Annotated in this window: 12 protein-coding genes and 3 pseudogenes; 2 read left to right on the plus strand and 13 right to left on the minus strand. The window is 40.6% G+C overall.

Annotation, left to right across the window (positions count from 1 at the left end):
- Nucleotides 1–33: 33 nt before the first annotated feature.
- From MHH90_RS07045 to mvk, 3 genes are read right to left on the minus strand one after another with little or no spacing between them, the layout of a single operon-like run.
- Nucleotides 34–1,029: a phosphomevalonate kinase gene (locus tag MHH90_RS07045; protein WP_011680888.1), complete on the minus strand. Its 996-nt coding sequence runs from the start codon at nucleotides 1,027–1,029 to the stop codon at nucleotides 34–36.
- Nucleotides 1,022–1,966 (minus strand): diphosphomevalonate decarboxylase, encoded by a 945-nt coding sequence (gene mvaD, locus MHH90_RS07050; protein WP_002947985.1) that lies wholly within the window; start codon nucleotides 1,964–1,966, stop codon nucleotides 1,022–1,024. The genes MHH90_RS07045 and mvaD overlap by 8 nt, the downstream gene beginning before the upstream one ends.
- Complete coding sequence (gene mvk / locus MHH90_RS07055; RefSeq protein WP_084828575.1) at nucleotides 1,948–2,826, minus strand: mevalonate kinase; 879 nt, start codon at nucleotides 2,824–2,826, stop codon at nucleotides 1,948–1,950. The genes mvaD and mvk overlap by 19 nt, the downstream gene beginning before the upstream one ends.
- A gap of 262 nt (nucleotides 2,827–3,088) precedes the next feature.
- Between mvk and MHH90_RS07060 the strand changes: the two genes are divergently transcribed.
- On the plus strand, nucleotides 3,089–3,652 hold the full coding sequence (locus MHH90_RS07060; protein WP_014608096.1) for a nucleotidyltransferase family protein: 564 nt from the start codon (nucleotides 3,089–3,091) through the stop codon (nucleotides 3,650–3,652).
- Between the two features lie 268 nt (nucleotides 3,653–3,920).
- On the opposite strand, the gene MHH90_RS07065 is transcribed toward MHH90_RS07060, so the two are convergent.
- From MHH90_RS07065 to MHH90_RS07095, 7 genes and pseudogenes are all read right to left on the minus strand, one after another.
- Nucleotides 3,921–5,216, minus strand: coding sequence for an FAD-containing oxidoreductase (locus MHH90_RS07065; protein WP_340725860.1), 1,296 nt, complete (start codon nucleotides 5,214–5,216; stop codon nucleotides 3,921–3,923).
- 657 nt (nucleotides 5,217–5,873) lie between these two features.
- Nucleotides 5,874–6,218, minus strand: a pseudogene (locus MHH90_RS07070) (alanine dehydrogenase); the annotation flags it as partial.
- Complete coding sequence (locus MHH90_RS07075; RefSeq protein WP_002950088.1) at nucleotides 6,187–6,324, minus strand: alanine dehydrogenase; 138 nt, start codon at nucleotides 6,322–6,324, stop codon at nucleotides 6,187–6,189. The gene MHH90_RS07075 and the pseudogene MHH90_RS07070, both read right to left, overlap by 32 nt.
- Nucleotides 6,325–6,756: 432 nt before the next feature.
- A complete protein-coding gene (locus MHH90_RS07080; RefSeq protein WP_084828573.1) occupies nucleotides 6,757–7,902 on the minus strand; it encodes an amidohydrolase in 1,146 nt (381 codons plus the stop codon).
- Between the two features lie 235 nt (nucleotides 7,903–8,137).
- Complete coding sequence (locus MHH90_RS07085; protein WP_014608092.1) at nucleotides 8,138–8,857, minus strand: 16S rRNA pseudouridine(516) synthase; 720 nt, start codon at nucleotides 8,855–8,857, stop codon at nucleotides 8,138–8,140.
- A gap of 79 nt (nucleotides 8,858–8,936) precedes the next feature.
- Nucleotides 8,937–9,620, minus strand: a complete 684-nt coding sequence (locus MHH90_RS07090) for a VIT1/CCC1 transporter family protein (protein WP_011226975.1) — start codon at nucleotides 9,618–9,620, stop codon at nucleotides 8,937–8,939.
- Between the two features lie 93 nt (nucleotides 9,621–9,713).
- A pseudogene (locus MHH90_RS07095) lies at nucleotides 9,714–9,815 on the minus strand (nucleoside phosphorylase); the annotation flags it as partial.
- A gap of 46 nt (nucleotides 9,816–9,861) precedes the next feature.
- Between MHH90_RS07095 and MHH90_RS07100 the strand changes: the two are divergent.
- A protein-coding gene (locus MHH90_RS07100) for an IS630 family transposase (RefSeq protein ID WP_340725797.1) occupies nucleotides 9,862–10,709 on the plus strand; the annotation gives its coding sequence in 2 pieces (ribosomal slippage) (nucleotides 9,862–10,165 and nucleotides 10,165–10,709; 849 coding nt in all).
- A 7-nt stretch (nucleotides 10,710–10,716) separates the two neighbouring features.
- On the opposite strand, the pseudogene MHH90_RS07105 reads toward MHH90_RS07100, so the two are convergent.
- The 3 genes and pseudogenes from MHH90_RS07105 to MHH90_RS07115 form a co-directional block, all read right to left on the minus strand.
- Nucleotides 10,717–11,382 (minus strand): annotated as a pseudogene (locus MHH90_RS07105) (nucleoside phosphorylase); the annotation flags it as partial.
- A 78-nt stretch (nucleotides 11,383–11,460) separates the two neighbouring features.
- Complete coding sequence (locus MHH90_RS07110) at nucleotides 11,461–11,955, minus strand: DUF6773 family protein (protein WP_340725861.1); 495 nt, start codon at nucleotides 11,953–11,955, stop codon at nucleotides 11,461–11,463.
- Between the two features lie 13 nt (nucleotides 11,956–11,968).
- Nucleotides 11,969–12,166, minus strand: a complete 198-nt coding sequence (locus tag MHH90_RS07115; protein ID WP_004182985.1) for a helix-turn-helix transcriptional regulator — start codon at nucleotides 12,164–12,166, stop codon at nucleotides 11,969–11,971.
- Nucleotides 12,167–12,256: the final 90 nt, after the last annotated feature.

The raw sequence follows: 12,256 nt of genomic DNA on the forward strand, positions 1-12,256 counted from the left end.
TTCTTGCGTGGATTATATTCTACTAAGCTGACCCTAAATCTCATACAAGAGCTCTATGCCTGCCTGTTGCCAGCGCTCAACTAGGATATCTCTGCTAGCTTGATCAAAGGTAAAGGCGATACCGCAGTCACCACCTCCAGCTCCAGAGGACTTGGCAATAGCATCAAGCCGTTGTTCAGCTTCTTTGAGTTTTTTCAACTTGTCCACATAGATATCTGGACTCAATGATTCTAACTGGTCGCTTACTGTTTGAAGGCTTCTCTTAAGCAAATTCTTATTTCCTGTTTCCAGTGCCTTGATGGCATCTTGGACGGCAACTTCTGTTTCACTTAAATACTTGCTTGATATGCGAGATTTGACCATTTTAACCATGTCTTTTGAGATAGCAGCTTGCTTGGTCCACCCCACTAAGAAGCGAGCTTTTAGTTCTGACACTACTGGACTGATACGGTAACCCCAGTCTATTTCCAAAAGTTCGGATAGAGTCATTTGATCTATAAGCTCCGCTATTTTTGCACGGTCAAAGGAGTGATAGGAAACCAGATCCTCGTATACGATACAAGCTAAATCTCCCATAGAACCATTGTCTCCTTGTTTGAGGAGGGTGTAACTAGCTAATTTAAAGAGAATGTCTTTGGATAAGTCTTTCTGAAGCGATGCCGCCAAGGCCTTAAGGGTCAATACTACAACTGAACCTGATGAGCCAATGCCAAATTTAACCCCATCTCGTTCCAACTTTCCAGTGATTGAAAGGTCTAGAGCAGGCAAGTTCTCACCACAATAGGCCTCAAAAGTATTCAAGGCCTCTTGAATGAGGGCGTAATTTACGTCTGGCTCACGGTCCACACTGTAGTCAAACATGTCTGAGGTCAACTGGGTAGTTTGGGCTTTCTTGATCTCTGCTGACATAAAAATAGGAATAAATTGAATTAGGGCTGTCTGCCCCGGTGTTAAGACTGAATATTCTCCAGCAATGTAGAGTTTCCCACCTGTTTTTACTGTGACCTGATTGACCGACTGCTTAGGCATCTGGCAACTCCTTGGTGCGTGAAACGATGACCTGATAATCCTTGCGTAAGTGTTCTGCTAGGCGGTCAAGGTCTTCTTCCATACAGAGCACCTTGACATTTGGTCCTGCATCCATAGTGAAATAACATTGCTCACCAGAGGCACGGAGGGCCTTAACCTTGTCCATAGCCTGATAAGAGGCTTCCGTTAGATATGAAAATGGAGGGTTAGCCGTACTTGTTGTTTGGTGCATACGAAGGGCATTGGCTTCAGTGAGCTCACCGACCGCTTGGAAATCATTTGCTTTGAGATAGGCCAACATATCCTTATAATCTAGCTCAGACTGTCTGATCCACTCTGGGAAAGAAGTCGATGTTTCGGTACACAATTTCATACCGTCTCGGCTAGATACGGGTTTCTTTTGATCTGTCAAAACCAACATAATCATGGCCAATTTGAGATCTGTTTCAACTGGATAAACCTCACCACTATCCTTATCCCAAGCTGCCAGCGGCCCAAAGAAAGAACGTGATGATGAGCCTGAAGCAAACTTGGCAATCTGAGCCAATTCAGACTGCGTTTTTCCTACTTGGAAGAGCTCGTTAGCGGCCTTGACCAAAGCTGAAAGGCCTGAGGAACTTGATGATAGGCCTGCTGCTGTTGGCATATTGTTCCATGTTTCGATTTTGACAGGCTGATTTGGATCAGTACGGAAGATATCTAAAACCTTGCTGGCCTTAGTCGTCTCTTTTTCTCCTTGGAGCTCGTCACCGATATACATGACATCACTGGTCGCATCCTTAGGCAGAAAAGACAACTTGGTTTCCGTATACATATTTTCCAAAGTCAGTGAGATACTACTGGTTGAAGGAATCATACGATCCGCATCCGCCTTACCCCAGTATTTGACAATAGCAATATTTGCGTACGATTTGACGCTTACAGGCTTTCTATCCACGTGTTTACGGCTCCTTTTTCTTGAAGTTTTTTAGCAATCGTTCGGGCTTGGTCTTTAGTACTTGTCAGAGCAATAATACAGCCACCAAGCCCTCCGCCTGACATCTTGGCTCCCAGTGCACCATGGTCCAGAGCAGTTGCTACTAGAAGGTCCGACAAGGCACAAGACACGCCTAAAGATTTAAGATGATTATGGGCTTGAGACATGAGCTGTCCAAGAAGCTTTTGATCCTTGGCTTTGAGGGCCCGTTCTGCCTTCTGACTTAATTCACCCAATTGGTTGAGGTCTGACAAGGCATCTAAACCATTAGCTTCAACCTTTTCCACAGCTTCACGGGTGTTTCCATGGATACCCGTATCAGCAATGACCAGATAAGCACCTAAATTGACCTCGATTTCCTTGAAACCGATATTACGCGTAAAGCTAATGGCTTTGTCACTCAAGCATGTCTTAGCATCCAGACCACTCGGTTTACTATGTGCTATGGTCTCCGCCTGATGAACCAGCATTTCCAAGGTCTCCCGGCTAAGCTCTTGATCGAAATAATCAAAGACCGCTCGAATTGCCGCAATGGCTACAGCCGCAGACGACCCCATGCCACGCTTTTCAGGAACACTTGACTTAATAGCATAGCTGATAGGCCGATTCTTGATTTTCAGATAATTAAGCGCTGAAAAAATCGCCGTCGTCAAGGGATCTTGAGCCTTGAGCGTCAAAGGAGTCTCAGCCGCCTGAATCTGACAGACAACCTCAATATCCTTAAGAGGGAGAGCAAGGGCAGGATGACCATAAACGACCGAGTGCTCCCCCATCAAAATAATCTTACTGTGAGCCTTGCCCACTCCTACTTTCTTAGTCATAAATTACACACACTCACAGACAAATTTTCAGGCGAGTGTCTTTCTATATTTTTCATACAGATTCTAGTGGTGACTCAAGGTCAATAAACCTCCCTGAGTGGATTAAGAGCCCCAATCTAAGGAATTTTCCTATGTCACTTCTATCTTATCATCAAAGCGCAAAAAAAGCGATATCTAACCTAGAGTGTCGCTTTGCATTAGAGACATGGTCCTAAATTGATATTTCTATCTTAAACTAGTACAATACCAATGAGGTTAAAAAATGATTGATGTCGAAAAACTAATTAAACAGAACTCCGAACTAATGGCACTATTAAAGATTATCCACTCTTTCCAACTTAATGACTGTTGGCTTTGTGCTGGAACTTTACGCAATTATATTTGGGACTACTTAAGCACCGGAAGTACATCTTCAAATATCAATTTCTCAGATATCGATGTCATTTTCTTTGATAAAAACATATCATATGAGCAAACTGTTGAAATAGAAAATCAAATAAAGAAAAAATATCCTGAATACAATTGGGAAATAAAAAATCAGTATTATATGAATATACATAGTCCTAATACTGAAAAGTATGTCAGCTCTACCGATGCTGTTTCAAAATTTCCCGAAAAATGTACTGCCATAGCTGCTAGACTAAATGACAATCAGGAACTAGAAGTATTTATTCCTTTTGGAACAAACGATTTGATTAACTTCAGAGTATCACCCACACCGCATTACTTTTCAGACAAGGACCGACAAATGATCTATAACGAGAGAGTAAAAAAGAAAAATTGGAACATATTCTGGCCAAACATTTCTATAGAATTTATCAAATAGATTAACCTATGATTTGTGATTTGCTTTTTACAAGACTTTCCGCTGTGAGAAAAGTTCCTGAAGCATAATAGTTTCAGGAACTCGGAATTTTTGAGAGTAAAACAGTTCGGGAAACTGTTTTAGCCTGAGCCTAGAAATTAAAAAGTGAAGGGGCTCAAAAATTAGTCATGGAACTTCGAAGAAGGTCGCTGACGACCGAAATCACCTAAGGAAAGTCTTAAAAAATTTTTCTTCTATATTAAAAAAGAGCCTCACGGCTCTTTTCATTTTAAATCGCAAACAAGTCGTTTAGGTTCTCAGCCATAGTTGGGTGAGTGAAGATTTGGTTAGCCAAATCTGTGTATGGAATATGATGGTTCATAGCAAGGGTAATTAGATTGATAATTTCATGAGATTCTTGACCAAAGAGGGTCACACCCAAGATTTCCTTAGTTTCAGGATTTACCACAGCTTTGAAAGCACCGCGCAAATCACCGTTAACATGACCACGAGGCATGCCAGCAACTGGTCCACCTGCTGCTCTGGCTTGGTCTTCAGTAAGGCCAACCTGTGCCAAAGGTGGGTAGAGGAACATGGCAGTTGGAACTGCTCCACGTGTTTCAAGGTTATAGCTACCATCCCCTGTCAAGTAATTAAAGACAATACGGAAATCATCTAATGAAATATAAGTGAATTGAAGTCCACCATTAACATCACCCACTGCAAATACACCAGGAACGCTTGTTTCCAAATGCTTATTAACCTGAATACCGCCACGTTCTGTCAAGGCAATATCTGTATTTTCCAAGTGAAGAGGTTCGATATTAGGCTTGCGTCCTGTCGCATAGAGGAGAGCATCAAAACGAAACTCACCTTTGTCAGTAACAACGACAACTTCATCACCGTCATTTTTTACTTCGGAAGTTTTAACACCCTGCTCAAAGACAATGCCGTCCTCTTCCATGTATTGCTTGGCCAACTTAGCAATAGATGGCTCTACACGTGGCAAGAAGCTAGTCGCTGCATCCAAGACAGTCACTTGACTACCCAAACGGTTATAAAGGCCAGCAAATTCAAGACCGATATTACCACCACCTAGGATACCCAAGCGTTTTGGCAAAGCTTCAAGAGTTTGAATGCCAGTTGAGTCGTAAACATGCTTAGTTGTTGTCAAACCAGGAATAGGCAAGATATTAGATACAGCACCAGTATTAATAACAATAGTCTCAGCTGTAAGCTCTTGGCGGTCATCCCCAGCTACTACTTCAATAACCTTATTTGACACAAAATGTGCCTCTGCATCAATGACATCAACGCCATTGTCTGCCAACATTTTATAATTCTTAGCATTAAGACGACTAGTCACTGCACCACGTTCTTTCATGGTGTCGTCAAATGACCAGCCCTTCTCAGCCGCAACAATCATAGTCTTAGTTGGGATACACGCAATATTAATGCAAGTCCCACCATACATAGCTTTACTGCGCTCGATGACAGCAACTTTCTTACCAGCCGCATTCATCTTAGCAGCCAACGTTTTACCGGCTTTACCGAAACCGATAACAATCAAATCATAGTTCAACATTTCTGTATCCTCCTATTTATTGACATTATATCATTTAATTTTTCAGACTACCAATATCTGAACTGGAAAATAAAAAAGCTACAGCTTTTTATGTAACCGATTTCATATCTTATGTTAATGGAGATATATGCACCCTTTGAAAATTATGTGGTAAAAAACTAAAAAAAAAAAGAAGAACACAACATTTTTTCTAAAGAGTTGTCCACAGTTTCTCCAAAAAGCTTCGAAAGAAATATTTGCTCCTATCTTCGAGCAAGTATCACATGGTAAATCATTTCAAGCAGCGCTGCCACACCTACTGTAATTAGAAGCTTGGTCAATGATACATCGATTTTTACACCAAAATAAAAGACGACAAGATAAGAGAAAATAATTTCTGTGAGAACACGAATATGATTGGCTATGGTAAAACCTCTTTATGAGCGCATTTTTTAAGTAAAAACAGAAAGAGTCATAGGTGCTCATTACTAATGTTGAGATGTCTGCTCATTATAGCATAAAACAATACCTAGATTAGAAAAAATAAGCAGATTTAAGCTTTATAGACACTTGACGATCAACTACCAAACACACGATTACCTCTTATCCTAACTAAAAAAGTCACACCAATTCATGGCGCGACTTATCTTTCATTCTGATAGAATTATAAACTTATAGTCACTCGTCAATAGCTGTACAGCTTCTATTCAATCCTTCTGGAACAGGTTGGCTAGTAATGTGAACTTGATAAGTCGTTACACCTTGGCGAAGGCCTTCGTCATTTTCAATAGCCTGTTTAAAGCCTACTCCTGCAAGAGCTTCGATATAAGGAATGGTAACATTGGTAAGAGCAATGGTTGATGTACGTGCTACTGCAACTGGAATATTAGCAACAGCATAGTGAAGGACACCGTGTGTTTCATAAACAGGCTTATCGTGACTTGTCACACGATTCACAGTCTCAACAACCCCACCTTGGTCAACGGCAACGTTAACAATAACAGAACTTGGACGCATTTGTTTCGATTAATACTACGTGTCCCTTAGCCAAAAGACTTTGGACACCTGCAGGTGTAAGAGCTACACGGTTTTCGTTGTTTTTGATTTCTTTTGGAATACCAATTAACATATTTTCTCCTCATTCGGAGGTCATAAGGTAAAGGATTGTGCAAATCGCTTAACCACTTCCTATCTATCTTTCTGTAATGATAGCGCTTTCATTTTAACTAAAATCAAGAGAAAAAAATCTCCGCTATTTTAAGACCTTAGAATCATACTCCCCTAACTATCTAAACAATTCACAAAAGAACCCAACCAATCGGCTGGGCTCTTAAGTTGTAAACTAAATGATCAAAAGAGTATTTTTTCTTATGCACATCCTCCTTTTTATTTTCAAAAGCAGCACCAATTTAAAATCCTTAAGCTTCATGGAAAACTCTTAATAAAATAATCAAAGAGTCCTTGGTCTGCTAATTGCTTATGACCCAAGAGAAACTCTGGATGATTGGACTTCTTTCCGCAACAGTTTTTTCATTACTAGTGATTCCAATTAAGGGAATAGTCAGTCGTCTTGCTCCTTAAAATAATCAAGGAGGAAAAGAGCGTTTTCCACATAGTAATTCACAGCTACTGGCAAGGCCTCATCTTTCACAAGGAAATCATCATGGTGCCAGTCTGGTGCATTTTCTTCACCATTTGAGCCAACAAAGGCAAAGACTCCTGGTATTTCCTTTTGATAGGCCGCAAAGTCTTCGCCCCCTGTTGATGGCAGCGTTTCAATCACTTCTGCGAAGGCTTTAGAATTTTCAAAGATGAGTGGTGTGAGTGTCTGGTCATTGTAGGTCACGTAAGGTGAATTACCCCAAGTAATGTCAACTTGAGCACCAAACTGATCCGCTGTCGCCTGAACAACTTTTTCAAAGCGAGCAATGACATCTTCCCGAACCTTAGGCTCGAAAGTCCGAATCGTTCCTTCGAAGAAGCCGGCTGCTGGAAGAACATTCCAGGTATTTCCAACTTCGATATGAGTAACTGACAATACAGCTGACTCAAAGGGAGATACCGTCCGAGCAACAATTTGCTGTAAATTATTAATGATAGTCGTAGTAACCAAGACCGTATCCACACCCAAATCAGGACGGGCTGCATGGGACGAAACACCCATGACATCAACCCTAAACTGCTCCACGCCTGCCAAAATAGCACCTGAACGAAGGCCAATCTGACCAGGTTTCAAGTGAGGATTATTGTGATAACCGATGATAGCTGACACACCCTCAATACCGCCCGCTTCAATGACCTGATAGGCCCCTTGGAAATTTTCCTCAGCCGGTTGAAAAATTAATCGAACAGTCCCCTTAAGCTCTGCTTCTCTTTCTTTTAAAAGCTGAGCAGCACCAAGCAGAGAGGTCTGGTGAAAATCATGACCACAAGCATGCATGGCACCATTGTCGCTGGCATAAGGAAGTCCTGTCTTTTCCTTAATCGGTAGGGCATCAATATCAGCACGCAAGGCAATAATAGGATGACCTGACCCAATCTCAGCGATGAGTCCTGTCTTCAAGGGATAATTTAAAGGCTCAACACCTAGATTTTTCAAATAAGCTTTCAAAAAGACTGTCGTCTCATGCTCCTCCTCAGAAACCTCTGGATGTTGATGAATCTGATGACGCGTCTTTGCTAAATGATCGTAAAATACTTCTGTCATAATGAACCTCCCTCTCTGATCAGTTTTAGATTGTCAATCCATTTGTGAAACTCTCAATCGAATTGATTCCATCATACCACCAGAAGCGATACTTGAGAAATAAAAAATATTTATAGTATTCCATAAGTATTTCTTATACCTCTAAAAAATACTGTCATTATAGGTGTTATCGTATTAAGACTAGCGATAAGATAGTCTTATCAGCTGATTGAAAGTTCCTATCGCACCTTAGCTACTAACCCAAATAAGTACGCAAGATTGTTTTTTCCGCTTCAGTCAAGGTTCGGTAGGAACCTACTGCCATCCCTTCATCAAGTTTAAACTCTCCGAAAGAGATACGCTTGAGATAGGTCACCTTGACCCCATAAGCCAAAAACATCTTTTTTACTTGATGAAACTTACCTTCTGAAATCGTGACTCGAGCGCAACTTTTATCACTTGCAGAACTTAAAACTTCCAGCTGAGCTGATTGACAAACAGTCCCATCCTCAAAGACCACACCAGACTCAAAAAATGCAGGTGCATCAGGCCCCAGAATATCATTAACCTCAACATAATATGTCTTAGCCACATGATAGCGTGGGTGAAGCATGGCAAAGCCCAAGGGACCATTATTGGTAATCAACACCAAACCTTCCGTATCTCTATCCAAACGTCCCACAGGATAAAGGCCCTCTCGCTGATCCTCAGGCCTAATCAAATCAATAACTGTTTGGTGTTCCTTGTCCTTTCTGGCTGACACCACTCCTGACGGCTTATTCATAAGGTAGTAGACTTCTGGCGCATGCTCCAGTTCTTTACCAGAAACCATGATGGTTTGAAGACTAGCATCCACATTAAGATTATCTCGATCCGCCAGGACACCATCTACATATACCTGACGACTACGAATGAGCTTCTTGACCTGATTGCGAGAACCATAGCCCGACTGTCCTAATAATTTATCTAAACGCATAGCCCTATTGTACCATGGATAAGTCTGGTCTAGTAGACAAAAAAAGCCTACCTAAAAGGTAGACTCATACTACTAACAATTACACATTCACATGAAAGACTTGCCCAACTACATAGGTCACGAGCATGGTCAAGAGTCCTACTGCCAAGTTTCGCAACATCGCTTGTTTAACAGGTGCTTTCCCAAGTTTAGCACTAACATAGCCAGTCAAGATTAAGGTCAGTGCAACCACAACCGCTGTTATAGGAATACGATAAGGATCTGGGAAAAGCAGGATAGCTAGCGTTGGAGGCAAAGATCCCACTGAAAAGGACAGAAAACTAGATACGGCAGCATGCCATGGATTGGTGATTTCTTCCATATCCACCCCATATTTTTCCTCAACTAAGACCTTGATAGGATTTTTACTGAAGGCTTGATTGACCTTAACTTCCGCTTCTGTTTCGCAATCCCCTTGACTGAGGAAGGTTTGATATAAACTTTCTCTAGCTGACTCAGGAGAGCGATCCAAAAGGGCTTGTTCCTTAGCGACAGCCGCTTCTTCGGTATCTTTTTGCGTTGACACACTGACATATTCACCACCTGCCATCGAAAAGGCACCGGCAAAAATCGCTGACAAGGCTGAAATCAAGATAAACCAGATATTAGATGTCGCACTAGCCACACCGATAACCACTCCCGCAATGGAAATGATGCCATCATTGGCACCCAACACACCAGCTCTCAAAATATTTAAACGTTCTGCAAAATTCTTATCTTCCAACAATTGTTCGCTCCTTATTTAGAATCATTATAAAAAAGTATTATAATAGTTATTTAGATTGATTACAAATAATAAATCTAAAAAGTAGAATTTTTAAGGTTTAATCCAGTCACACGCAAACTCCAAAGCTAATAAAGCTATCTTATCTTTTTCATCCAAGTCCATATGATTCATCAAGTTACGGGCGTCCCAATTATAGTAAAATGAAACAAAAATAGTACATTTGTGGTATAATGTACTTATGGCATATTCATTAGATTTTCGTAAAAAAGTTCTCGCATACTGTGAGAAAACCGGCAGTATTACTGAAGCATCTGTTGTTTTCGATATTTCCCGCAACACCATCTATCAATGGCTAAAATTAAAGGAGACTACAGGCGAGCTTCATCACCAAGTTAAGGGAACCAAACCGAGAAAAGTTGATAGAGAAAAATTAAAGAACTATCTTGATGCTCATCCAGATGCTTTTTTGACTGAAATAGCTTCTGAATTTGGCTGTCATCCAACAGCTATTCATTACGCTCTCAAAGCTATGGGATATACTCGAAAAAAAAGAGCTGTACCTACTATGAACAAGACCCTGAGAAAGTAAATCAGTTCCTTAAAGAATTTAATAACTTAAGTCACTTGACACCTGTTTATATTGACGAGACAGGGTTTGAGACATATTTTCATCGAGAATATGGTCGATCTTTGAAAGGTCAGTTGATCACTGGTCAGGTCTCTGGAAGAAGATTCCAGCGGCTATCTTTAGTCGCAGGTCTTATAAACGGTGAGATTATAGCCCCAATGACCTACAAAGAAACCATGACTAGTGACTTTTTCGAAGCTTGGTTTAAAACATTCTTACTACCCACTTTAGATAAACCATCTGTTATCATTATGGACAATGCAAGGTTTCATAGGATGAATAAGCTAAAAGAGTTATGCAAGGAGCAGGGTCATAGACTTTTACCACTTCCTCCTTACTCACCTGAGTATAATCCCATTGAGAAAACATGGGCTCAAATTAAAAAACACCTCAGAAAAGTATTGCCAAATTGCGATACTTTTCTTGAGGCACTTTTGTCCTGTCCTTGTTTCAATTAACTATACCTTCAGAAAGGTGGTCCGCAGCATAGAAGAAGTGGCAGATGTCAACACCTCTAAACTTTGCTAAAGCTGCAACAGCAGAACACTCCATATCCACACAAATGGCTCCTGCTGACTTTCTAGCTTTGAGTTTACCATTCGTCTCACGGTAAATGCCATCAGTTGTCCAAACCTTGCCTTCCTTATGAGAAATCTGACGTTCATTGAGATAGGAACGAAAATGGTCTAAAACACCCACATTTACCGCAATCTCATCGCTGGCTTCCACATAGTGAAAACTCGTCCCTTCATCTCTAAGGGCATGACTAGGAATAATAATAGAAGTCTCTTTAATATCTTCATCAAGCACCCCACAAGTACCAAAAAGTACAAGTTTATCAGCTCCCAAGGCAAAAATATCCTCTAAAATACCCACACAGGCAGAGGCGCCTACAGGTGCATTAAAAATGGCCAACTCATTATCATCAATAACAAGCTTATAAATCGGAATAGCCACATTCGCCATGGATATTTCATAGATAAGTTCATGGGGAAACATCTCAAGCATTCGTTGAAAGGTCAAACGAGAAAAACAGGATACAGCTATTTTAGGAAAACCTTCAAGAGGCTCATGTAAGGCCTCGGGATTTATAATCGCTTGTCTATTCGCATCAAATTCAGTTAGTAGCATACGTGACCTCCTTAGTTTTAGGAACCATTATAACACAAAAAAATCAGACCAAAAAGAATGGTCTGATTCTATCACTATTTATTCTTCATTCTCCAAATCGTCTAGTTGTTTTTCAAGACGTCTTCTCTCAAATCTTCCCAATGCAGCGAGAGCCCAATTCACTAAAAAGACAAAGGGAACATATATGGTATAAGTAATTGGCCAAGCCATGAGATATCTAGGATCCAAGGGATTATTATGATAGACATCATGGTTGTACCGATAGTTAGCTGACATTATCATAAGGGTGATAAGCCCAGTCACTAGTAAACAACCTAAGACTGTTATACTCGAACTACCAAAAGCATTTACATCAAGACGTTCAGCTCTATAAATAGACCAAATACTACTTATCAACAATGGATAAAGTAAGTAATCAGCAGAGATGACACCATTGTTAAAGAGGGAGCCATAAACTAAGCATACAAGCGTCCCTACAATCATTATGTAAAAACATTCAGCAGCAACTTTATTAGTTAGAGCTACTTCGCGTTCATCTGTAACCTTATTATTAATCAGTTTGAATTTCATCATCTTTACTTCCTTCCTAATTCTCCCAAAACAGTTGATCCAGAGTCCTGTCCAATGTCTTGCAAATGGCAATGCATAAGGCTAGGCTGGGATTGTACTTTCCAGCTTCAATCAAACCTATGGTTTGTCTTGTTGCACCTACAGCTTCTGCCAAGTCACCCTGGGTCATATCATGCTCTGCTCGAGCTGCTTTTAAACGTAAATTCTTTGCCACATACTCCCTCCTTTACATCATATCTGATATTATCGTCGAAATTGATTAGGTTCACCAGCTATTTTCATCTTTATTATACACTATATATTT

The sequence above is a fragment of the Streptococcus sp. FSL E2-3488 genome, assembly GCF_038003585.1.
GTDB lineage: Bacteria > Bacillota > Bacilli > Lactobacillales > Streptococcaceae > Streptococcus > Streptococcus thermophilus.

Coding starts and splice junctions, on each gene's coding strand:
- MHH90_RS07065 (WP_340725860.1), bottom strand. CDS start 5,216: ATGTTGAACTATGATTTGATTGTTATCGGTTTCGGTAAAGCCGGTAAA.
- MHH90_RS07075 (WP_002950088.1), bottom strand. CDS start 6,324: ATGTTAATTGGTATTCCAAAAGAAATCAAAAACAACGAAAACCGTGTA.
- MHH90_RS07085 (WP_014608092.1), bottom strand. CDS start 8,857: ATGCGTTTAGATAAATTATTAGGACAGTCGGGCTATGGTTCTCGCAAT.
- MHH90_RS07045 (WP_011680888.1), bottom strand. CDS start 1,029: ATGCCTAAGCAGTCGGTCAATCAGGTCACAGTAAAAACAGGTGGGAAA.
- MHH90_RS07060 (WP_014608096.1), top strand. CDS start 3,089: ATGATTGATGTCGAAAAACTAATTAAACAGAACTCCGAACTAATGGCA.
- MHH90_RS07110 (WP_340725861.1), bottom strand. CDS start 11,955: ATGATGAAATTCAAACTGATTAATAATAAGGTTACAGATGAACGCGAA.
- MHH90_RS07080 (WP_084828573.1), bottom strand. CDS start 7,902: ATGACAGAAGTATTTTACGATCATTTAGCAAAGACGCGTCATCAGATT.
- mvk (WP_084828575.1), bottom strand. CDS start 2,826: ATGACTAAGAAAGTAGGAGTGGGCAAGGCTCACAGTAAGATTATTTTG.